At 39.3% G+C, this 23,324-nt stretch carries 23 protein-coding genes and 1 other annotated feature; of the genes, 16 read left to right on the forward strand and 7 right to left on the reverse strand.

Going from position 1 to position 23,324, the window contains the following annotated elements:
• Positions 1 to 26 precede the first annotated feature (26 nt).
• The 3 genes from H5S39_RS05605 to H5S39_RS05615 all read left to right on the forward strand — a co-directional run bounded on the left by H5S39_RS05605 (position 27) and on the right by H5S39_RS05615 (position 2,635).
• Entirely contained in the window at positions 27 to 806 is a 780-nt protein-coding gene (locus tag H5S39_RS05605) for a putative ABC transporter permease (protein ID WP_182596114.1), read from the forward strand.
• Positions 807 to 883: 77 nt separating this feature from the next.
• A complete protein-coding gene (locus H5S39_RS05610) occupies positions 884 to 1,477 on the forward strand; it encodes a glycoside hydrolase family 73 protein (RefSeq protein WP_182596115.1) in 594 nt (197 codons plus the stop codon).
• Positions 1,478 to 1,486: 9 nt separating this feature from the next.
• A complete protein-coding gene (locus H5S39_RS05615; RefSeq protein ID WP_182596116.1) occupies positions 1,487 to 2,635 on the forward strand; it encodes a glycerate kinase family protein in 1,149 nt (382 codons plus the stop codon).
• Between the two features lie 71 nt (positions 2,636 to 2,706).
• Here the strand turns inward: H5S39_RS05615 and brnQ are convergent, their stop codons facing one another.
• Together brnQ and H5S39_RS05625 are read right to left on the reverse strand one after the other, a co-directional pair.
• A complete protein-coding gene (brnQ, locus tag H5S39_RS05620; RefSeq protein WP_182596117.1) occupies positions 2,707 to 4,092 on the reverse strand; it encodes a branched-chain amino acid transport system II carrier protein in 1,386 nt (461 codons plus the stop codon).
• 51 nt (positions 4,093 to 4,143) lie between these two features.
• Positions 4,144 to 4,384: a binding site (T-box leader), on the reverse strand.
• Positions 4,385 to 4,448: 64 nt separating this feature from the next.
• Positions 4,449 to 5,690 (reverse strand): DUF2325 domain-containing protein, encoded by a 1,242-nt coding sequence (locus tag H5S39_RS05625; RefSeq protein WP_182596118.1) that lies wholly within the window; start codon positions 5,688 to 5,690, stop codon positions 4,449 to 4,451.
• 136 nt (positions 5,691 to 5,826) lie between these two features.
• Between H5S39_RS05625 and H5S39_RS05630 the strand changes: the two genes are divergently transcribed.
• The 4 genes from H5S39_RS05630 (at position 5,827) to H5S39_RS05645 (ending at position 8,209) form a co-directional block, all read left to right on the forward strand.
• Positions 5,827 to 6,906, forward strand: coding sequence for a DHHA1 domain-containing protein (locus H5S39_RS05630; RefSeq protein ID WP_182596119.1), 1,080 nt, complete (start codon positions 5,827 to 5,829; stop codon positions 6,904 to 6,906).
• 113 nt (positions 6,907 to 7,019) lie between these two features.
• Entirely contained in the window at positions 7,020 to 7,349 is a 330-nt protein-coding gene (locus tag H5S39_RS05635; RefSeq protein ID WP_182596120.1) for a DUF7671 family protein, read from the forward strand.
• Positions 7,346 to 8,029, forward strand: a complete 684-nt coding sequence (locus tag H5S39_RS05640) for an NAD(P)H-dependent oxidoreductase (RefSeq protein ID WP_182596121.1) — start codon at positions 7,346 to 7,348, stop codon at positions 8,027 to 8,029. Before H5S39_RS05635 ends, H5S39_RS05640 begins: the two co-directional genes overlap by 4 nt.
• On the forward strand, positions 8,030 to 8,209 hold the full coding sequence (locus H5S39_RS05645; RefSeq protein ID WP_182596122.1) for a hypothetical protein: 180 nt from the start codon (positions 8,030 to 8,032) through the stop codon (positions 8,207 to 8,209).
• A gap of 306 nt (positions 8,210 to 8,515) precedes the next feature.
• Here the strand turns inward: H5S39_RS05645 and H5S39_RS05650 are convergent, their stop codons facing one another.
• Positions 8,516 to 8,893, reverse strand: a complete 378-nt coding sequence (locus H5S39_RS05650; RefSeq protein WP_182596123.1) for a DUF488 domain-containing protein — start codon at positions 8,891 to 8,893, stop codon at positions 8,516 to 8,518.
• 67 nt (positions 8,894 to 8,960) lie between these two features.
• On the opposite strand from H5S39_RS05650, the gene H5S39_RS05655 reads away from it, so the two are divergent.
• The 9 genes from H5S39_RS05655 to cls all read left to right on the forward strand — a co-directional run bounded on the left by H5S39_RS05655 (position 8,961) and on the right by cls (position 18,540).
• Positions 8,961 to 9,593 (forward strand): DNA-3-methyladenine glycosylase, encoded by a 633-nt coding sequence (locus H5S39_RS05655; protein ID WP_182596124.1) that lies wholly within the window; start codon positions 8,961 to 8,963, stop codon positions 9,591 to 9,593.
• A 3-nt stretch (positions 9,594 to 9,596) separates the two neighbouring features.
• The gene (locus H5S39_RS05660) at positions 9,597 to 10,739 is read left to right on the forward strand and encodes an ATP-binding protein (RefSeq protein ID WP_182596125.1); all 1,143 of its coding nucleotides are present in this window, start codon (positions 9,597 to 9,599) and stop codon (positions 10,737 to 10,739) included.
• The gene (locus tag H5S39_RS05665; RefSeq protein ID WP_182596126.1) at positions 10,739 to 12,022 is read left to right on the forward strand and encodes a vWA domain-containing protein; all 1,284 of its coding nucleotides are present in this window, start codon (positions 10,739 to 10,741) and stop codon (positions 12,020 to 12,022) included. Before H5S39_RS05660 ends, H5S39_RS05665 begins: the two co-directional genes overlap by 1 nt.
• Before the next feature lie 4 nt (positions 12,023 to 12,026).
• A complete protein-coding gene (locus tag H5S39_RS05670; protein WP_182596364.1) occupies positions 12,027 to 12,320 on the forward strand; it encodes a hypothetical protein in 294 nt (97 codons plus the stop codon).
• Between the two features lie 69 nt (positions 12,321 to 12,389).
• The gene (locus H5S39_RS05675) at positions 12,390 to 14,294 is read left to right on the forward strand and encodes a M13 family metallopeptidase (protein WP_182596127.1); all 1,905 of its coding nucleotides are present in this window, start codon (positions 12,390 to 12,392) and stop codon (positions 14,292 to 14,294) included.
• Positions 14,295 to 14,565: 271 nt separating this feature from the next.
• On the forward strand, positions 14,566 to 15,204 hold the full coding sequence (locus H5S39_RS05680) for a helix-turn-helix transcriptional regulator (RefSeq protein WP_182596128.1): 639 nt from the start codon (positions 14,566 to 14,568) through the stop codon (positions 15,202 to 15,204).
• A gap of 6 nt (positions 15,205 to 15,210) precedes the next feature.
• A complete protein-coding gene (locus H5S39_RS05685) occupies positions 15,211 to 15,714 on the forward strand; it encodes an O-acetyl-ADP-ribose deacetylase (protein ID WP_182596129.1) in 504 nt (167 codons plus the stop codon).
• A 106-nt stretch (positions 15,715 to 15,820) separates the two neighbouring features.
• Entirely contained in the window at positions 15,821 to 16,981 is a 1,161-nt protein-coding gene (locus tag H5S39_RS05690) for an MFS transporter (RefSeq protein WP_182596130.1), read from the forward strand.
• A 65-nt stretch (positions 16,982 to 17,046) separates the two neighbouring features.
• A complete protein-coding gene (gene cls / locus H5S39_RS05695) occupies positions 17,047 to 18,540 on the forward strand; it encodes a cardiolipin synthase (RefSeq protein WP_182596131.1) in 1,494 nt (497 codons plus the stop codon).
• A gap of 45 nt (positions 18,541 to 18,585) precedes the next feature.
• On the opposite strand, the gene H5S39_RS05700 is transcribed toward cls, so the two are convergent.
• The 4 genes from H5S39_RS05700 to H5S39_RS05715 form a co-directional block, all read right to left on the reverse strand.
• Positions 18,586 to 19,290: a MerR family transcriptional regulator gene (locus H5S39_RS05700; protein WP_182596132.1), complete on the reverse strand. Its 705-nt coding sequence runs from the start codon at positions 19,288 to 19,290 to the stop codon at positions 18,586 to 18,588.
• Positions 19,291 to 19,392: 102 nt separating this feature from the next.
• Positions 19,393 to 20,316, reverse strand: coding sequence for a cysteine synthase A (gene cysK, locus H5S39_RS05705; protein ID WP_182596133.1), 924 nt, complete (start codon positions 20,314 to 20,316; stop codon positions 19,393 to 19,395).
• Between the two features lie 5 nt (positions 20,317 to 20,321).
• The gene (locus H5S39_RS05710; RefSeq protein ID WP_182596134.1) at positions 20,322 to 21,149 is read right to left on the reverse strand and encodes a homoserine O-acetyltransferase/O-succinyltransferase family protein; all 828 of its coding nucleotides are present in this window, start codon (positions 21,147 to 21,149) and stop codon (positions 20,322 to 20,324) included.
• Between the two features lie 246 nt (positions 21,150 to 21,395).
• Positions 21,396 to 23,321 (reverse strand): ABC transporter permease, encoded by a 1,926-nt coding sequence (locus H5S39_RS05715; protein ID WP_182596135.1) that lies wholly within the window; start codon positions 23,319 to 23,321, stop codon positions 21,396 to 21,398.
• Positions 23,322 to 23,324 lie beyond the last annotated feature (3 nt).

Raw genomic sequence — 23,324 nt, forward strand, 5'->3', positions numbered from 1 at the left:
AATGAATTCAAAAGGAGGGAATAACGATGCCCTATTCACTTTCTGAAATCATTGTCTTATTTTTTACCTACTCTGTTATTGGTTGGTTATGGGAAACTTGTTACTGTTCGATTAAAGATCACCACTTTGCATATCGGGGCTTCTTATTTGGCCCGTATTGTCCGGTATATGGTTTTGCGGTGACAACGATCCTAATTACTACCCAGCCGGTCCAGCATAATATTTTTCTGCTATTTGTAGTCGGGCTTATCGTTGCATCGGTTTTTGAATATGTTGCTAGTTGGTTTCTAGAAAAAGCTTTTCACATGAAACTTTGGGATTATTCCCATTTAAAAGGAAACATTCAAGGTCGTGTAGCTCCACAAATTTCATTCTTTTGGGGAATTGGAGTTGTGCTACTGGTTAAATTTATTCAGCCGGTTATTCAGCGCGTGATTAACTGGGAAGAATCATTGACGCATGGAATGTTAGCATTAATTATTGTTTTAGTGATGGGAACGGATACGATTTTAACAATTATTAGTGTCAAAAAGTTCCATACAACCACCCAGCAGTGGGATGAACGGGCAGCGGAATATCGCAAGAAATTGGAAAAGCGGCTTAAAAATGCCGTACCAGAAGACCGTCCGGTACTCAAACAACATCTGCATGATTGGCACCACCAATTTGCTCATCGCTTAAATCAAGAGGGAGCTAATAAGCAGTTAAGCTGGAACCATCGTCGTTTGTTGAAGAGTTTCCCTAAGATGAAAGTCACTGATAGTAAGTATTTTAACGAGTATAAAAAAGATATTAAGAGTAAATAAACAGAATTCCAAATTCTCGCATTCTTGGTGTGAACTGGTTATAATAGCGACAAATCAGGAATAAAGGAAGCTTAATAATGAAAAAGGAAACAACAATAATTAGTGCTAGTGTGTTGGCATTTTTAATCATTTTGTTTGGCATTGTCGCTATTGTGATTCATCAGTCACCGCAGATACAGCGGGAAACTCATCCAACAGATATCACGGTAAATGAATTTATTAGTCAAGTAGCTCCTGCCGCTCAACAGGAACAGAAAAAGTATCACATTCCAGCAAGTATTACCATTGCCCAAGCTGGAATTGAGTCTAATTGGGGACGAAGTAAGTTGGCTAATAAATACAATAATTTGTTTGGAATTAAGGCTAATCATGATGATCAAAAAGTGCGAATGTACACAACTGAACATATTCGTGGCCGGGATGTCCAGGTAAAACAATATTTCACAGTGTATAATAGTTGGGCAGATTCAATTAAGGCGCATACATTACTGATTGTTAATGGAACAGCCGATAACCATACGCGTTTTCGGAGTGTCCAAACTGGCAATGATTACCGTCGTTCTGCACTAGAATTGCAACGTAACGGTTATGCAACTGATCCTGATTATGCTAGCAAATTAATTTATGCTATTCATAAGTTTAATCTTGCCCAATACGATAAGGTGAAGTAGGAGAAGACGATGAAATTTTTAATTGCCCCAGACTCATTTAAAGGAAGCTTAACGGCTAAAGAAGCTGCGAACGCAATAGCAATGGGAATAATGCGGATTTTCCCCCAGGCAGATTATGAGATTATCCCAATGGCTGATGGTGGCGAAGGAACTGTCCAATCCCTGGTTGATGCTACTGGTGGTAAAATCATGACGGCCAATGTTCATAACCCACTTGGGAAAATAGTGCGTGCTAAGTATGGGCTATTAGGTAATAGTAGGACGGCTGTAATAGAAATGGCAGCCGCCAGCGGAATCCAGTATCTTAATAAAGAGACGAAGAATCCAATGATTACGTCGACTTATGGAACTGGGGAATTAATTCGTGCGGCGTTAGACCAAAATGTTGATCAAATTATTATCGGCCTAGGTGGAAGCGCGACAATCGATGGCGGTGCAGGCATGGCTCAAGCATTAGGAGTTCGTTTACTTTCTTCCGATGGGCAGGAGATTCAACTGGGCGGTGGCGGTCTTGCGGATCTTAAACATGTTGATACAACAGCCCTAGATTCACGCCTTCAGCGAACGAAAATAATTATTGCCTCGGATGTAACTAATCCATTGACCGGTAAAGATGGAGCAGCAGTAGTTTTTGGACCGCAAAAGGGTGCAACAAACAAAATGATATCGCAGTTGGATCGAAACCTACACCATTTTGCGATGATTGTAACTCGTAACCTTGGTGAAAGTTTAGAGTATACTGCGGGCGGTGGTGCAGCTGGTGGTCTCGGGTTTGGTTTGTTAGCATTTACGAATGCTGAGATGCGTAAGGGAATTGAGATTGTCACTGAATATAGCCATCTTGCAGAGAAGGCAGTTGATAGTGATTATGTTTTTACCGGTGAAGGAGGGATGGATTTTCAAACTAAATTTGGAAAGACTCCTTATGGTGTAGCAAAAGTAGCTAAGCGAGTTGCGCCGACTGCACATGTGATCGCATTGACTGGTAAAATTGGCGCAGGAGTGGAAAGCTTATATGAGGATGGTATTATTGATGCCATTTTTTCAACACCAAATGGCGCTAAATCACTTACTCAGGCAATTAACGATGCTAACGACGATATTGCAATTGTAGCGGAAAATGTCGCACGGCTAATTAAACTCACTAAAAAAGATTAATAGAAAAAGGGCGACAAAAACCGGCCTAGTAGTCGATTTTTGTCGTCCTTTAATAATCCATGAAACGCTTATTAATCTACTTCACTTTGAACATCGGTGGAAGTAACTCGTTGGCGACGAAACCAATGAACTAAGAGACCGAGGACTAAGCCAACTAGTGCTGGAACTAGCCAGGAAAGTCCCATACTTGCAAGTGGTAAAGTATTTCGCAGTGATGCCACTGATTGGCCAAATGCACTTTGGCTTACAACAGCAGGAAAGGCAACGACCATATCACCGAGAGCTGGTACAACGGTGAATAGAACCACGAAGAAGTAAACAACACCATCACGATTGAAAAGTGGCGAGGCAACTGATAAAAGGATAAGGACCATTGATAATGGATAGAGGAACATCAACATTGGGGTTGACCAAGCGATGATTTGGTCTAATCCAAAGTTAGCAGTAAGAAATGAAGCGAGGCAGCTAAGCGCGAGCCATGCATGGTAGCTAACTTTTGGAAAGTGTTTGTGAAAATCTTGGGCAAAAGCAGCGACTAAACCAACGGCAGTAGTAAGGCAAGTAACTGTTAGTAAGAATGCAAGGACGATTTGACCAAAGGCACCAGCATAAGCGTTAACTAATTGATTGAAAGCAACTCCACCATCAGGAGAAACTTTAAACCGTCCAAGAGACATTGCACCAAGTAGGATTAATAGTAGGTAGATAAAGGCAACGGCGCCCATTGAAAGTAGTCCGGCTTTAGCAACAACTTTTGAAACTGCTTTTTCGGTATGTTGTCCCATTGAGCGAACAGCAGTGACTACCGTAACCCCAAATGCAAGCCCAGCAAGCGCATCCATGGTATTGTATCCTTCTAAGAAACCATTAGTTAATGCTCCGTGAACATAAGCACTAGTAGTTGGTGCTGTTGCGGGGTTACCAAGAGGTTTTGCGAAGCCGACTACGAAAACGAGGAACAAAAGAACTAAGAAGACAGGATTTAATACCTTACCGATGTTAGCAAGGATGTCGTTTTCACGGTATGAAAAGAAGAATGCGGCCGCAAAAAATAAGGCAGAAAATAATAGCAATACTAGTGATTGGTGTTGTTTGTCAACGAACGGAGCCAGACCAACAGTAAATGATACTGTAGCAGTCCGTGGTGTTCCAAATAGTGGACCAATGGTTGCGTGGATAAGGACCATGAATACAAGGGCGAAGCTAACGCCGAGTGGTCGACCAATATCGAAGACCCCTTCTGCTCGAGTAACGGCAACAGCCAATACTGATAGTAGTGGTAGTAAAACACCGGTGATTAGAAAACCGACAGCAGCTGGTCCCCAATGACTACCAGCTAATTGTCCAAGGTGTAATGGGAAAATTAAATTTCCAGCTCCGAAGAATAATCCGAAAAGTAGTGACGCAACAACTAGATAATTCTTAAAAGTTAACTTGCGCGATGTTAGATCTTGCATGTTTTCTCCTCCTAATCTGATCCCAACAAAAAAGTCCCTTAGCCAAACCGGCTAAGGGACGCTGAGCGTGGTACCACCCTATCTTTGTATTGCAATTACTCACAATACCTCGCACGTACGGCCACTGATGGCGATACGCTGACACGATAATGGGTGTAACCACTATAGCTTACTGGTATTTAAGCTATAGACTCGAAAGTGATTTTCAATTAAAGTCAAAACTGTCTCCTCACACCAACCGAGACTCGCTGAAGCTATCGTTTAATTTACTCTTCTTTCTCATTGCGATCGAATAATTAAATTGTTGTACCTAATACTAACTGATTTTTAATAAAAGTCAACAGTAAAATTAGGAATTATTTATAATTTTTTAAATCTTCACTACTTTCGGCATATGCAGGGTCACCATTTAAAGCACGGGCAATTGCTCGCTCAACAGCAGTATTAGATGTCACGTTCGCAATGGCAAGCGGCTTTTCGTACCGTTTAGCATGGTGGTTAGCAAGCTGGCTAATCCGGTGGTGAATGGCATCAATGCAGACAACTACAAAGTCCGTATCCCGGATTTCCCGCTTTAATTTGCTACTGGAGACTTTTTCTTCCGCGGAAGCATCCAAGCCACGGAACAGACCGTGGTGTTTATCAATTACTGGTTTTAATCCCTTAACTTTATTACGGATTCCCGTGATGACCAGCACCTTTCGCTGGTGGAGGTCATAATCAAGTTTCTTTTCGTAATCATGGCGGGGGTTAGAAGCCTTTTTAATAACTTTTGGCTTGGCTGGCTGTTTGGTCGTGTCGTAATCTTTCTTTTCATGAATCCAGCGAATTGAACCATTCTTGGCATCAGCGAGTCCATTGCCACGATCATAATAAGCATAGTCAATTACCATTCCTGCTTTAATGTCACGACCTGGATATTTGAAAGGATCAATAACAATTGTATTTTCTGGTGCTTCATCAACAATTGAGTTACCCTTGATGGTATTACTGATTTGGAGAACATCAGAACCAGCAACCTGTTTTAACTCGCCGTATTCGACTACATTAATTTTTTCGGGAGTATATTCACGAAGATGGTCACCAGTGATTCGACGAATAGCTGGTAAGCCACGAACTTTTTGCTCATAATCTAATTGTGCAATATCACCATCTTCAACTGGGAATGGAAGAGAATGGAGCAGTACTTCTGGATAGTAGTGATGGTTAATCTCTGCTCCGCTTAGCTTACGATGAACGATGTAACGATTATCTGCTGCTAGGCGTTCTTCTTCTGTAATTTCTTTTGGCGTAGGGGCGATTGGCCGATCAGTAGTTGTATTATGTGGTACCGCCTCTTTTTCCTTTTCAATTGATGGTCCGGTGAGAAGAGATTTTAAGGCTTTACGGGCATTAGGAGATAAGCCGTTTTGAGGTGTTTGTACTTTTCGTTGCACAAACCGTGGCGTGGGTTCCTTAGCTAGTGTGCTGGCCTGGTAATGATTTAGAATATTGAGAATCATTGTTAGACTACGCTGTGTTTGCAATAAACTTTGCGGATCGGCAGAGGTATTATTTAAAAGATCGATTAGTTCTTGCCGGTAATCATAAATTTGCATGACAATTTTCCTTTCTTAAAATAAGTTACTAGCTTCAATAATAGCAGTAAGTTAACTTGGTGTCAGTAATTAAGTGTAGTTTAGCAATTTTTCTACGGTATAATAAAAAGCAAAATATGTATTGCGAGGATAAAAAATGGCACAACGGTTAATAAAATTATTTTCTCATAATGATTTGGATGGTTTTGGTGCACCATTATTACTTAAAACACTTCAGCCAGTAATGTTTGAAGATGTTGAGTTTGATATGACTAATTGTGGAGCAGGGCGGATCGATGGCGAATTAAGCCACTGGATGCAGACGGCGGAAGCAAGCCGTTTTACTGATGTTTATATCATGGATATGACGCCGGATAGTGACTACTCCTTTAAGCTTCTTAATGAGCGGTTCGCTAATCACTGGCTTGTTTTTGACCACCATGAGAGTGAAGCTGAATTACGCCAAAAGTACGCTGCCAATAGCATTTTGCCCGCTGATCCGACAATTAATCCGAGTGCAACAAGCTTAGTTTGGGATTGGCTAAAAACACAACCACATTTTGAAAAGCTCGAAAAACAACGCCAAGAAGAGATAGCATATCTTGTAGAATTAATTCGGGCGTACGATACGTGGGATTGGCAAAATGATCCAGATATGACTGAACAGGAACGGATTGACGCTGACGACTTTGACCAACTTTTCTGGTTTTATCCATTACAAGATTCAGAAGAGTTTGTTCAAAACGTTTTTAATACTGGTTGGCAACAATATCAAAATGCTAATCGTTTATTAATTCGGACACTTAACGAGCGACGGGCAAAGTATCTTAAAAGCCATTTGAAAGATGTGTTAGTTGATGAACTTGATGGGCATAAATTTGGGGTTGTCTATGCGAGTGATTACAAGTCTGAAATTGCCCATGAATTATTGGAGCAGCATCCTGAAGTCGACGCCGCATTAGTAGTTAGTCCCGTTAGTGTTTCGCTTCGAAGTAATGGCAAGTTGGATGTTGCTAAATTCGCAGAGAAATACTTTAATGGTGGTGGCCATGCAGATGCAGCTGGTGGTCGCTTAACAGTTAATCCAATTGAAGTTGGTGAGCAAGCGATAATTGATGACCTTAAGCAGACGATTGCTAACCAGCAGAAGGAACAAGAAACTACTGAAAGTACTCTCGCAGATAATCTTGATCCCGAAGTTGCTGCAAAAATGGCAGCGTTATTTGGGAAAAAGTAGTTTGTGATAAACAGGACTGCTAAAAGACTAGCCTTTTTAACAAGGGAGAATAAGTTGGCAGCCTTTGTCAGCATAATTGTACATTGTAAAAGGAAAGATAAAGGGGGATGCTTATGGGGAAAAAGGATAAGTATGAGGTGCAAAAGTTTACAGGAATTCCAGTTGAACCAGATGCTAGCGGTAAATACCAACTAAAAACAGACCAACAGGGGAAAACTAAGCTCCATACATGGCGAACAGGTAAACATACTAAGGGTAAATATAAAGTTCCTGGTCAGTTGATGCTTACGGAAAATAACTTGACGGTTGTTATCTTATCCGCTGAACCAATGGCATTTAAGGACCGCCATAGTGAAACACCCTTGCAGCGTTTTCTAACAGTTAAGGTAACAGATGATGTATTGCAACAGGGGATGTCGATATTAAAGGAGCAGCGTAAATGAAGACACTAGTAGTAGTTGCCCATCCGCAAATAGAAAATTCGGCGACAGAGGCCTTTTTAAAGACGGCTGCTTCATTTGATGAGAACGTTACGTGGCATCAGCTTGCGACTCCATTTGATATTAAAAGAGAACAAAGTTTACTTAGTGCTGCTGACCGGATAATATTTCAGTTTCCAATGTATTGGTATAGTGCACCAGCAATCTTAAAGGAATGGTTAGACAAGGTATGGGATAATTATCTCGTTAATAACCATTTAGTGACTGGTCGCGAACTAGGAATCGTTGTCACGGTTGGTCATGCTGCTTCTTCATTTCAGCCCGGCGCAAGTCAGCAGTATACGATAGCAGAATTATTACGCCCGTATGAAGCACTAGCTCATAATTTAGGCCTGCAGTATCTTCCTGCCTTTCCGATATACCAGTTTGATCAACAAAGTGATGAACAGCGACAATTACTTTTTATTTGCTACCAGCAGTATTTGGCAATTCCTAAATTATGTCATTTTAAGGATGAAGTAAAATGGTTTGCTGATAGGTTAGAGAAAAAGATTGCAAATGAAAATGACCCAGTCCAACGTGCTAAAATAGAGCAATTATTATTGCTATTAAATGATCAGCAAGACGAATTAGATGATTTATATATGTCAGTTAAATGGTTACGTGAAAAAGAGGATTATTAAATGAATGAAAATCAACAGTGGGCACATAAAGAATTAGCGGCTTTAATTAAAAAAAGCCCGACTTATGAAGATCAGGCATTTTATCGGGCATTAGATCAATTAATGACTAAACAATCTCAACGCTTAGCAAACGTAGCGGGTGAACTAGATGGCCGCAGTTGGGCTGCTAAGTTGGTTTAAAAATATAAAGCAGAAGTCTGCTAACCACTTCAATAACAGACTTCCACCATATCAGATAATTGTTTCATAAAATGAAACTAGGGGGTTATTAATACCCATTCGCCTTAATACACAATTAAGATGAGAATAAGTAAATCAATGTAGTTCATAAAAACCATCTGGGTAAATATGATGACTTCGAAGGAAGAATTATAGAACTATAGAGATAGATTGTTCTAGGGTATTAGAGAATTATGAATCAAATTCTCATTTATCATTATATAACAAAATATCTTTAAAAAACACTAAATTCGTAATTTGAACTATTTATTTGATACTAAGATGTAAATCCTGAGTTAGTTTTTCAACTAGGATGACCGCCTGATTATGTTTTTCATCTTTGGCACCATATAAGATGATTACATTTTGCGATTGCAATTGTTCTTGGACAATCGCTTTTAGTGAATTATAGTAGACGGGATTAGCAGTTAGTTCTGCTAAGTAACGTTCCTTAAACTCTGGATAGCGCGCTACGTCATGACCATACCATTTTCGTAAATCATTACTAGGTCCAACTTCTTTGAGCCATTTGTTAAGGTGAGCGTTAACCTTAGATATCCCTCGTGGCCATATTCGGTCAACCAGGATCCGGTAACCATCTAGATCAGCAGGCTTGGTGTAAATTCGTTCTAGCTTAAGTTTCATACGTGTTTATCCTCTTTATACTTAGTATGTTATGTTTAGAATAGTTCTTTTGAGGAGGAAAATAAAGATGCTAACGCAATATCAACAATTTTTTACTGGTCGGCCAACAACAGAAATCGCTCAAAGCTTATTAGGCAAAATGGTTAAGTATAAAACGGATGAGGGAATCGTTGGCGGATATATTGTTGAGACTGAAGCATACTTAGGAGAACACGATACAGCATCTCATGCATTCAATGGTCGCCGAACCGGATATTCAGAATCACTTTATGGAATGCCCGGTAATATTTATCTTTACCAAATTAGGGGACATTACTGTTTTGATATTGTTGTTCAAGATGTAGAAGAGCCGCAGGGAGTTTTATTACGGGGAATGGAACCTACGCTTAATATTGAACAAATGAAGGCTAATCGTAAAATGACAGGGGTAAATATTACTAATGGTCCGGGGAAATTGGTTCAGGCACTGGGAATTCATTCTCGTGATTTGGATGGTCAGCCAATGGAAACAAGTGCGTTAACGGTGGACTTACAGGATTTTAAAATTCCCCGGGAAATTATAACAACTGCGCGGATTGGTGTTAACTTAAAGGCAGCCAATGGTCTTAGTCCACGACGATTTTATGTAAAGGGCAATCCTTATGTTTCGAATATGAAGAAAAGAGATATGGATATCGAAAATCATGGTTGGGAGGACTGAGAAATGGCATTAACTTATCAGCAACTCTTAACTGCGGTGCCACTAGTTTTGGATGCCGGTAATGTTCCAAATATTGTTGGGGATGCAGGTATCGGGAAGTCAGCGTTAGTCCAAGAAATAGCTACTAATTTAGGGGCAGAATTGTTTACCACGGTTGTTAGTTTAAGTGAGAAAGGGGACTTAGCGATTCCAGTACCTCCCTTGACTAGTGATTCATTTGTTGAGACACAGAATTATGGTCGCCTTGCAAATGTTCAATTCGGCTATTCGGAAACCTTAATTAGTATTATTAAACATGCGGAAAATCACCCATCGCAACCGATTATTTGGTTCTTAGATGAATTTAACCGTGGGACGCAAGCAGTTCAGAGTGAACTTATGAACCTTGTGCTTCAGCGAAAAATTAACGCGTTAAAATTGCCATCAACGGTCAAAATTATCATTGCAGAAAATCCGGATACAACGATGGCAGGATTTACTGATCGTGATTATGGCGTAGCAATTGGTGACGCAGCGATTAAGGATCGGACAATCCGCCTAGTGATGACAAATTCGACTACTGAATGGTTAAAATGGGCACGGTCAAATAATTTAAATGATTTGGTAGTTAAGTACCTTACACAATATCCAGAGCGATTGTTAATCATTGATTCTAATAACGAAGACTTAGCACCGACGCCACGGGCTTGGGAACGGGTAGCTAAAAACTTAGACCAATTACAGGCACTAGATTATGAAGTTCAAAAACAATTGGCAGCGGACCTATTTAGCGGCGATCTTGGTAGTGAGATTGGGGTTTCGTTTGCTCAATTTGTTCTAGCTCAAGGACATGAATTAACGATAAAAGTACTTAAAGAAGCAAAAAATGGAAAAAAACAATTTGCAGAATGCGATGATGCAACTAAAATTCGGCTATTAAGGTCGTGGTTGCACGAAGACTTAGCAACGGAAAAAGATGCACAGTTGTTTAACGAATATTTTCAACTTGTTAGTCCAGATGGGCAATACGCAATAGCGCAATCTGTTGGTGAACAATTAACTGCTGTTCTCCAGCCGATGTATGAACAAGCAATTAAGCATCCTCATGGTAACGTAGCAGATCTTTATAAGGAGTTTGCTAAGGTTGCTACGCGCGGTGATAACTGATGAATATTTCACGAATGTTCCACCGCTTCCGCCACCGAGAAACAAATAATAATGCTGATCAATTAATCACGGCAGCAATCGTTAGTGTATTGCAAGATCATCGGATGAGTGGTGAAGTCTTATTACAATTACCACGTGAGGAAAAGTCACAGCTACCTGCAGTTATGGGGTTAGAGTGGCACAATGATAGATTGGTTTTGGCGTTTAATCCTTCACGGTTAGTCCACTTGCGGAGTGATGAATTAAAAGAATTGCTTGAACATGAAGCATTACATATTATTTGGGAACATCCGTTGCGGTATGCTAATCCTCCTCATCCGGGGTTGGTTCAAATTGCAACAGATGTCGCTGTTAATCAATTTTTATCAGAACCGCCACAAGGAACAATGACGCTCGGACAGTTGCAACGACTTCTGCGCCGTAGAATCATGCCAAAACAAGATTCTCAGAACTATCTCACTTTATTAGAGAATCTGCCAGTCGAACAACAAGAAAAACTGCGTCAAGAAGGCATAAAGTTAAAAGCAGGTCAGCAGGGCCACGCTATTGGAGAAATAAGGCCTGCATTAGATAGTCATGCTGGCTGGAAAAATACCAATTCTAACGCTCATCAATTAAATAATCAGACAATACGACTAGCTAATATTAAGAAGATCTTACAACAGGCGTATCAGCATACTCCACAAAGGGATCGTGGCCTCTTGCCAGGAGGTATCAAAGAGAAGTTAGATGCTATTACGGTAACTAAAACTGTTAAATGGCAGCAAATTTTACGGCAGCAATTTGGAATGATTGTACGCGGACAGCAGCCTTCACATGCACGATTTAATCGTCGCCAACCGTTACGGATGGATTTGCCAGGAACGGTAGCAAGATTAACGCCAGCAGTTGATATCTTTATTGATAATTCAGGATCGGTAAGAGATGAAGAATTAGGCCAGACACTAGTGATAATTCAGAAGATGCTTAAGCAGTCACATTTGGCAGCAACAGTTTATTCTTTTGATGCTAAGGTAACTTCTAAGGAATATATTCGACCAGGCAAAAAGATTGAACTGATCCGTCATGGTGGTGGCGGGACTAGTTTTCAATGTGTCTTTGACTATCTTCAGCAGCATCAAGTTGCGCGGCAGGGACATATCGTAATCATCATTACAGATGGGTGGGGAGAGAAAAAAGTAGATACTTACCACTATCGAAATGTTTACTGGTTAATGATGACGAAGGTTGGTCAACTATCAGTAGAAAATCCGCCAGGTAGAGTACTAGAAATGAAAGGATAAAATGATGACAACGATTCTTAATCCGCAAGCAATGCAAAAAGTACTTACTCATAGCAAAGAATATCAACGAGCAGTTGGTTTGCTTAATAAACGCTGGGATCCAGATGAACAGCCAGTTTTCCGTAATATCTTACAGTCCGCGGATGTCCAATTTGCCCGTCAGCTTCAAATAGCAGGATTAGTTAAAGGGAAAGTTGATCTTGCTAACTATCAGGCAGTTAATCAATTATTGATGCAGCATGATTCATGGTTTTCCGAGAGTGCTAGAAAAACGTTACTAGCACCATTTATGGATTAGAGTAAATTTTCGTGAAAGTAGATTGAGCATAGTATAATAGTTATGTAACCTTTTAAGGAGGTGCTGCAAATGGCAGTAAATAACGAATTAATAAAAGATGACTTATATGAAGCAGTAAATGGTGAATGGTTAAAGACGGCCAAAATTCCTGATGATAAACCGGCAACGGGGGGCTTTAATGACCTTGTTGATGAGATTGATAAGCAGTTAATGGATGATTTTGATACTTATGCAGATGGTCGAGAAAAAGCTGATGATTCACGCTTTAATGAAATGATTAAGCTTTATCGTATAGCTAAGAAATTCGACTGGCGTAAAAAAGTTGGTCCCCAGCCGTTAAAGCGAATGCTTGCCAGTGTTGAAAAACTAGAATCATATGCGGACTATCAGACACAATGGAAAAACTGGATACTATCGGGGATGCCATCACCGATTAGTTTTGATATTGATGCTGATATGAAAAACGCGACTGTCTATGCATTATTTGCATCATCACCATCATTAATTCTTCCAGATAAGAGTTATTATGCAGAAGGGAAAAAGGCGCAACACGACCAACTACTCCAATTATGGTCATCAATGGTTGCAACCTTATTGGATAAGCTGGGCTACAGTAAGACAGAGGCTGCTAAGCTCATTGATGATGCTAAAAAGTTTGATGCTTTACTTGCACCACATGTTAAGAGTGCGGAAGAAGCGGCAGATTATAGCAAAATGTATAATCCACAAAGCGTTGCTGAATTAGCTGGATCAACTGATCAACTGGATATTGCGGCTGTTATTAAACAATTAGTTGGTGAAGAACCCGAAAAAGTAATTGTTATGGAGCCAGAGTATTTTAAGGCACTTAATGACATTTTAAAAGATAATTTTGCACTATTTAAGAGTTGGGCATTAATTCGGGTTGTTCGTGAAAATGCTAGTTATCTTGATGACGAGATGCGAGAAATTAACGGTCGGTACAACCGGGCTTTATCTGGAAGTAAGAAGCCAGTTAGTCAACGTAAATTTGCTTATTATCTTGCTCGTGATATGTTTAGTCAAGTTGCTGGGGACTACTATGGTAAGAAATACTTTGGGCCGCAAGCAAAAGCTGATGTTCATTATATGGTTGAACAAATGATAAAGGTCTACAAGGGTCGGCTAACGAATAACACATGGCTGAGCAAGGCAACTCGTGATAAAGCGATCCTAAAGCTTGATAAATTAGGAATCCAAGTTGGGTACCCTGATAAAATTCCTGCACTTTATGATCAATTTAAAGTTGATGAGGAAGAATCCCTAATTGCTAATTTAAATCAACTAACAGTAATTGCTAACAAAGAACTATTTAGTCGCTGGAATAAGCCTGTTGATCGGATGCGGTGGGAAATGAGTGCGGCAACAGTCAATGCTTACTACCATCCATTTAAGAATATTATTGTTTTCCCAGCAGCGATCTTGCAAGCGCCATTTTATTCATTGAAACAAAGTAGTAGCCAGAATTATGGCGGAATTGGCGCAGTTATTGCTCACGAAATCTCACATGCTTTTGACAATAATGGTTCACTTTTCGATGAATTCGGTAACCTTAATAATTGGTGGACTGATGAAGATTCAGCACACTTTAAGCAATTGGCCCAAAAGATGATTAAAGAATTTGATGGTATTCCATTTGCTGGGCAAAAGGTAAATGGTAAGCTCACGGTTTCAGAGAATATTGCTGATGCTGGTGGACTAAGTTGTGCACTAGAAGCTGCAAAAACTGAGGCTGACTTCAATGCACAAGAATTCTTTATTAACTGGGCAACAATTTGGCGGATGAAAGCTACGGAACAGTATATGCAATTACTGCTCTCAATCGATGTTCATGCTCCACAAAAATTACGGGCAAATATTCAAGCAGAAAATCTCGATGACTTTTATACGGCCTTTGAGATAAAACCTGGCGATAAGATGTACCGGGCACCAGAAGAGCGTGTTCATATTTGGTAGTTTAAGAGAACGCTGTATTATTACTTCTCTAAAATAGTGGTGAGATTGAATTAATTTCTTGCCACATTTTTACGTATCAGCAAATACAAAACGGCATCTAAGTTCGACTTTACTGGATTTTAGACGCCGCTTTTTTAGTAATAAGGCTTATGTTCCCGCATTTTTCTTACGTCTGTAGTTCTTAGCGTGACAAAATAAGGCTCATCTTGTAAAGTGTTAGCAAGGTTTGATTTCCCGGGAAATAAAATTTAAATGAAGGTAGGAGAACTTATTGAAATTTGCTGACAAAATTAAGAGTTATCGTCACCAGTATAATTTGACCCAGCAGGCGGTTGCTGATCAGTTAATGATTTCACGTAAAACGATCTCAAGTTGGGAAAATGGACGTAGTTATCCTGATATTTTTATGCTAGTGCAAATAAGTGATCTCTACCATGTTAGTTTAGACGACTTATTACGGGAGGATCATGAGATGATTAACAATTATAAAGAAGAACATGCGCTAAATACTAAGAAAGATCACGCTTTTAGTACCTCGTATCTTATTAATGTAGTTACTTGTATTTATTTCTTATTTCAGACGGTTGGCTTGATGAGCGTTGCTTCTCTTAGTTCAACGTGGCGATTAATTTTAGGAGTTATCGTTGGAATTGGATTTTTAAATGCTTGCTACTTATTATCAAAGTGCAATTGGAAAAGATTTAGTGGTTCAGAGAAGGTAGGCATATTAATAACGATTATTGTCATTACCGTTCTGCTAATGAAGCTAAATGATTACCGCTTTGATATTTCAAATAGCTACAATAACGGACGTGATTTTGGAATTGGTTTTGCAACTTCAATCAAGAGTATTGCATTTGTAGAATTGATTTGGCTATATCCACAATTTAAAAAAGTAAGAAAGGAGTAATTATTAGTGGGACAAATCAAAGTAATTAAAGGTGATATTACGAAAGTAAAGGCCGATGCAATTGTTAACGCTGCTAATACGACTTTAATGGGCGGTGGCGGTGTTGATGGCGCAATTCACCGGGCGGCTGGACCTGCGTTATACGGTGCTTGTGAGAAATTTCATGGTTGTCCGACAGGTGAGGCGCGAATAACGGGTGGCTTTAATTTGCCAGCAAAATTTATCATTCATACTCCGGGACCGGTTTGGCATGGTGGAAATAGTAATGAAGATCAGTTGCTTGCTAATTCATACCACAATAGCCTGACACTTGCCGACCAGCACCTATGTGAGACTGTTGCTTTTCCATCGATTAGTACGGGTGTTTATGCATTTCCGCTGGAGCGGGCAGCAGAAATCGCGATAAAAACAATAAAGAAGTTTCTTCTAACAGCTCAGATAGTTAATGAAGTGACGATGGTTTGCTTTGATGAAAAAACATTTGCGGCCTATCAGCAGCAAATTTATTAATAAATAGGTCTAAACTATTGGAAATAAATTGCTAAACGTTTATAATTTTCTGGATTGACTTTTTCGTCCAGAATTTTTTATTTTAAAACTAAAGGAGGCATTAACTTTGAAACACGAAAAGTTACGTTCGTTTACCTTTATTCTTGTTGCTTTTATGCTTGGGTGTAATGAGTTTATGGTCGTTGGTGTACTATCTGATATTGCTCGCAGTTACCATGTTCCGCTATCAACAGTTGGATTCTTAGTGACAGCATTTGCGGGTGTTTATGCAATTAGTACGCCAATCATTACGACCCTAACAAGCAATTGGAATCGCTATAAGTTACTAATGACTTTAATGACCGTGTTTTTTATTGGGAATACTTTGACGGCACTTGCACCATCGCTCGGTTGGCTTTTATTTGCCCGGATAATTACGGCTGCGGTTGCCGGAACGATTATTTCACTGATTAATTTACTCGTCAGTCTGATCACGCCAATGGATAGGCGGCCAATGGTCTTAGCATGGGTTGGTGCTGGTTTTAGCATTGCTTCAGTCATTGGGGTGCCACTGGGGACAACTATTGCGACCTTGCTGTCATGGCATGATAGTTTTTGGATTATATCTGGTTTAACGTTAGTTGTTTTTGCGCTTCTCGCTTGGCTAACTCCGCGAAAGACGCCACAAGTCAAAGGGAGTATTATTGAGCAGTTAGCACTGTTAAAAGATCGACGAGTACTATTAGGAATAGGTATCACGGTTGCTGTACTAAGCTTACAGTATACATTCTATACTTACGTCCGGCCGTTAATTACGAATGTTATGGGCTTTAGTTTGACAAGTTTGAATTGGCTGCTGCTTATTCTTGGCGTGATGAGCATTATTGGTAATGAAATTGCTGGTTTAGTTGCTAGTCATCAGGGAGTTAATAAATTACCAGTTGTTTTTATCATTATGACGGTCCTTAGTTTAATCTTAGGCGTTGCGTTAGGAAATAAGATAACGGGAATGTTAACTTTGGCGGCATTATGTGTTGTTGTAATTATTTATGGAACAACGATTCAACTAGTTTTTATTAATGTAGCTGAACAGGAATATCCTCAATCATTAGCGCTAGCAACTTCACTTGTGTCCATCTTTGCAAATGTCGGAATTTCATTAGGCTCGTTTACTGCTTCAACCACTGTCGGATTTGCTAGTCTTACAACCCTTGGATATGTAGGAGCTATTTATGGGGGATTAGCAATTATATTAGCCTTTGTTTTGCGGCGTCTTTATGTAAAATAGAGCTGAAATGTAAAGCGATAACGGCTATAATAGTGCAGTAGTATTAATAGGGAGATTAAAAGCTTATGAATATCGTATGGACATGGGACGTTATCCGTCGTATTATTGAAGTTCTTTGGCTGATCAATATTGCCTTTGCAATCTGGACAGTGTTCCGGAGCCGGCGCGATATTGCATCAACATGGGCATGGTTGCTTGTGTTATCAGTATTTCCAGTTGTTGGCTTTTTATTATATCTGTTTGTTGGCCGCCAGCTTTCGCATGATGAAATTTTCAGCATTCAAGACGAACAAAAGCAGTTGCGAACGAAATACCTTGAAAAACAGAAAGAACTTAGCGAAGAGCATGAATTATTGCCTAAGGGGAGTCGCCTATCGCGGGACCGGCAATTAGTTAATTTGTTTTTGAGTTTAAATGATTCTGTTGTGACATTTAATAATAAGGTCCATGTCTATATCGATGGGAAGAAGAAGTTTGATAAGTTAATTGATGATATTAACCAGGCTAAAGATCATGTATATATTGAATATTATTCCTTTTATGCAGATAATTTAGGTAAACGGATCTTAGCAGCGCTAGAGGCGGCAGCACAACGTGGCGTAACAGTGCGGGTCCTTTATGATTTGAGCGGATCACATGGCACAACCTATAAGTTTTTTGAACATTTAGAAGAATTGGGTGGCGAAGCGCAAGCATTTATCGCGGCTGCTAAAGCACATTTTCAGACACCACGATTAAATTACCATTTACACCGGAAATTGGCGATTATTGATGGGAAAATTGGTTATATTGGTGGCTTTAATATTGGTGACCAGTATTTGGGTGAAGATCCTAAGTTTGGTTACTGGCGAGATACGCATCTGCGGGTTGTGGGGCAAGCAACGATGATGATGACGGTCCGCTTTGCAATGGATTGGAATACGACTTGTCGTAAAACTCATAAAAACAAGATTGATCTTGAAAATGAATTTAAGCACTTTGAATTAGCAGCGCCAACGGATGATCCTGAGGAAGTTCCGATGCAAATTGTTTCATCAGGACCAGATAACGAAAATTATTCAATTCGTCGGGGATATGAGTCAATTATTAGTTCTGCTCATAAATATGTATATATTCAATCGCCGTATCTAATTCCAGAAGACTCTGTTTTAGAGGCGCTTGTGATTGCGGCGCGGAGTGGTATTGATGTGCGAATTATGATTCCTTGTATGCCTGATCATCCGTTTGTCTATCGAGCAACGGAGTATTACGCTAAGTACCTAGTAAATAATGGCGTAAAGGTTTATAAATACGACAATGGATTTATCCATTCTAAAACGATGGTAAGCGGGAGTAATATTGCTTCAGTTGGGTCGGCTAATATGGATTATCGTAGTTTTCGGTTGAATTTTGAGGTTAATTCATTTGCTTATAACAAAGAATTAACTGCTGAATTGAAGAGAATTTTTGAAGAAGATATGAAGAAGAGTACGTTATTGACGCCTGAATATTTTGCCAACCAATCAAATTGGCGCAAATTCAAGCAGTACTTCTCACGATTGTTATCACCAATTCTATAAGAGAACATCAAAAAGCTTTACGGGGTACTCTCTAGTAAAGCTTTTTTATCTATATTCTTCAATACAATAACTTTTCTTATGGCAATTGCCACAAAAAAGATAACGGGTACTGGGTGTGTGTTTAGCAAAGAACCATTCCTTAAATGGCACTGTAAATTCATGGTGACACTGAGGACACAAGTATTGAGTATGTTGATAATAAAACAAGGTTATGCTCCAACTCAAAATCAAACAAATCACTATACCAATAATAAATAATAGGCTATTACTTAGACGTAAGAAAAAGTAAAAAATACTTACTAATATAAGCAAATCAATTAATATTCCAACTAATATTAGTAAAATTCGCAAGGTCCTTAATTTTTTAACCTGACGCACCTTACTGAGAATATCTTGATTAAAATTCCCCGGGAAATCATCAAATTTTACTAAATGCTTTTCGAGATAATTAAGGCCTTTAAGCTGGTTTGATAAGTCCTTAATTTGGTAACTAATAGCATTTTGCCGTTGAGCAATTAATGATTTTAGGGTATTGTTATCGTTATCATTAATAATCTTCTGAATATCATTAAGGGTAAATCCTAGCTTTTTATAGATCAATATTTTTTGCAGTTGTCTAAGATCTTGGTTGCTATAATTACGAAGCCCGTTTGTAGTACGTTGGGCGTGTAAAAGCCCACGACGGTCATAATATTGGATTGTTCTAATAGAAACATTTGCTTTTTTTGCTAATTGACCACTGGTATACATTATCATCACTCCTTTGATCTTAGTGTAAATGGTAACGTAAGGTAGCGGTCAATATAAAAATGACATGTAACAAAGAAATTTTTTCGTTACATGCCTAAAAATTTAATAGTCAAATAATTCAGTTGAAAGGTAACGGTCACCGCCATCAGGGGCAACGGTAATTACTTTTTTACCTTTGCCAAGCTTCTTAGCAATTTCAATTGCGCCTTTGATATTGGCACCAGCAGAAATACCTACAAGGATACCTTCTTTATGACCGACTTCGCGAGCCATGGCAATTGCATCATCACTTTTAACTTCGAGGATACCGTCATAAATATCAGTGTCTAATACTTTGGGTACGAAACCAGCACTGATTCCTTGAATCTTGTGCTTGCCGCCTTTGCCTTCTTTTAATACTGGCGATTCTGCGGGCTCAAGGGCGTATACTTGAACATCGCTATTGGCATTTTTCAATGCACGACCGACACCAGTCAATGTACCACCAGTACCGACACCGGCAACGAAAGCATCTGGAACTTCATTGCCAAAAGCTTCGAGAATTTCCTTTCCAGTTGTTTTTTCATGGATATCAGGGTTAGCAGGGTTATTAAATTGCATTGGCATGAAATACCCCTTCTCCTTTACTAGTTCTTCTGCTTTAGCAATTGATCCCTTCATTCCATCAGCACCGGGTGTCAGAACTAATTCAGCACCATAGCCCTGCATAAGTTTGCGCCGCTCAACACTCATTGTTTCAGGCATGGTAATTACAAGGTGGTACCCTTTAGCAGCAGCCACCATCGCAAGACCAACACCGGTGTTTCCAGAGGTTGGTTCAACGATTGTGCCACCAGCTTGAAGCTTGCCAGCTTTCTCCGCAGCCTCCACCATTGCAAGGGCGATTCGGTCTTTGATTGAACCAGCTGGGTTAAAGAATTCTAGTTTGACATAAACATCGGCAGCGTCTTCAGGAACAACCCGGTTTAATTTTACGATGGGGGTATTACCGATTAAATTTGTGATTGAATTAGTGATTTCTGTCATAGTATCTACTCCTTTATCAATTGTTTTTCTTCTACATCTTTGGCAACGGTATGGAGCCAGTTATCAAAGAAAATCCGTTGGGTAGCTTCCCAGCTGAATTTCGGATCTTTCATATGAAGCGGATCACGAAAGTAGTTTTGCGGTTTTAAATATTCAACACCTGGATGAGCATTCCGTTCACGAAGGTATTCTTTTAATAGCGCATCACGACCATATTCGAGGTGGGAGAATAAGAAATATTGTTTTGCGTCCCGAGTACGGAATGAAAATAAATGATTTGATTCTGTAACTGCATTAACAATTAGCCGGTGATCATTAGTAATTTTTGCTAGGTCGAGTTCAGCATAGCGTGCGTGTGGTGCTAAAAACCCATTGGGTAAACCTGCTAGTAACGGATCGTTGTGTTCAAAATAATTATGGAAAACACCAAAGATTTTTTCTGATAACTGGTGTTTTGGAATATCATACAGGTAATTCGCAGCAGCCATTGCTCCCCAGCAGATATAGAGTTGGGGGATGTCCAGCTTAACTAGCTTATCAATTAATTGGTGGACTTCATTGATATAAGTTATTTCGGTAAATGGAATTTGTTCAACAGGGGCGCCGGTTATGATAAATGCATCAAAATCTTGGACTTTCCTAAGATTAAGGGGCGCAGAAATTTGTTGAACAAGTTCAGGGACTGGTCGAGTTGAGTAATGGGTTTGCGGATATAGGTATTGGATATTTACATTAAAAGAACCAGCTTTAAGGACCGTAGAAAAGCGCCGCTGGGTATCGACCTTATCGTGCATTAGATTGAGAATACCGATGTTTAAAGGGGTAGAGTTCATTGAAATCACCTCGATTAGATATAACTAAAAAAACTGTTATTAAGCACTTTGTCTGGGAATTTTCCCACACTGAAACAGACGGGCTAGGACCCGCCTTAAAGATGCTTAACAACAGCTTTCTTGCAATTGGTAGTTATTAAATTGGTTTAGATTCATGAACGACATCTCCTCTTAATTCGGTCGTACTTATAAATAGTAACTAAATTGTAACCGGTTAAGTAGAAAATGTCAATCTATTAGTCATACTTATGCTTGGTTAACAATTTTACGGTACATTTTAGTGGTTAACCCGTAAATGATAAAGTAAAGGCAAAGAAGAATGAGGGTGATCGTCAATGCGATAATGACCATTAGGTGTAAGTTATAAAAATTAAATTGAATCAGAATTTGGCGAATGGCAGGAATAGCAAAGCAAAGGTTAATAATCGCACCGCCAACCGGTAACATAAAGACCATTAATACCTGACTGTGGATACTTTTAGTTGTTTCCTGTTCGCTTAAGCCAACTTGTTGCATTGTCTGGAAACGTTTTTTATCTTCGTAGCCTTCAGTGATTTGCTTAAAGTAGATTACTACAGTTGTTGTAATTCCTAGTGCTAAGCTAATTAGAATGCCGAGGAAGACGATTCCGCCGTATAAGCTGGTAAGGAGGCTTTGGATATTTATCCGTGAAGAGTAATTAGAGTTTTGTAGTCCTAGCCGAGCTTGAAGAGTATTTTCAAAGTTGATATGTGTTTTTTTATTGCCATTTAATTGGTAGTTAATCCCAGTAATGTTGATTGTACTGCTATTGTTAGGGAGCTTATTAGTTATTATAAAAATTGGTGAGTAGATTGAGTGGCTAGGGTTAAAGTAATAATCAAAGTGAGCTAGCCTTTTAGCGTGATATTTTTGGGCACCAATTTGAAGGTTGCCGCTACGCTTTTTAGCTGGTGAATAGACGAGGGCTTCATTACTAGCTAGTTTTACATGGTTATTAGTGAGACGATTATAATTACTGGTTGTCATTGTGATAACGGAGCTAGTAGTCTTATTCGACATATTGTTAAGCGATCCTTCATTAACAAAACGGTTATTTTTCCAGTAACCATATTGCGGAGCACTAGTAGTAAATGATGTTGGTTTAGCTAAATGGGCATGATATTGTTTAGCAACTGTTGAGATAGTTGCTTTCTGTGCTTTAGATAATGGTTGGCTGGTAATAATGTTGATGTCTTTCGGGGCAAAAGAATTTACTGTGTCGTTGATGCCGGCATAGAGGGTTAGTGCTGTAAAGAGGGTTACTAAAATAGAACTACAAAGCAAACAAATTGTGGCAAGGCTAGCCCCATTTTGTTCCATTCGTTGTAACATGCCAGAAGTAGCAATAAAATGTCGTGGCTGGTAGTAGAAGTGCTTATTACGCTGGAGAAGTTTAAGCACAATGATACTTCCAGCGATAAAGACAAGGTAGGTACCGATAACGACAAGAATTACGGCAAGCATGAAGGTTGAAAGAGCTGATATTTTGGGCTTTACAGTAATGGTTAGATAATAAGCCCATGCAAGTAGTCCTACGCCGAGAATGCCGGCAAATGTAAAGAATTTTCCATGCTGGGCAATTTTGCTAATTTGGGGATGCCATAGTTCTGTCGGCTTCATCTTTTGTAATTTAATTAGATCAATGATTATTAATAGGACAAAGAAACTACCGATGATAAAGACTGTCGATGTAATAGCAGGCCACTCGATCCACGACTGTGATAGTTGATCGATTTTTAGTAGGCGAGCAAAACCTAAGAAGGCAAGGCGGTCAAAGATAACACCAAAGAAGAGACCGACGATTAAACTGATTACTAATAAGTAACATTTTTCAATAATTGTCAAGATTTGCAGGTTATGACTAGTCATTCCGAGCATACTATATAGGCCCATTTCTTGTTGTCGTTGTTGCCAGAGGAACCGATTAACGTAGACCATAAAGGCAAGGGTGACGAGGATAATAAACGTTGATCCGGTTTCCATTAAGACCTTTGTAACAGCGGCACTGGGTAATTTTTTTATGCTGCCATTAATAGCGACTGCTTTAAAAATATAATTAATGGCAACTAACATTGACATAGAAACGAGATAGGGGATATATATCCTTAAATTACGCCTAAAACTAGAATTAATTAATTTGAAAAAGAGCATTAA

The organism is Limosilactobacillus rudii (assembly GCF_014145455.1).
In the GTDB taxonomy this organism is placed as follows: Bacteria; Bacillota; Bacilli; order Lactobacillales; family Lactobacillaceae; genus Limosilactobacillus; species Limosilactobacillus rudii.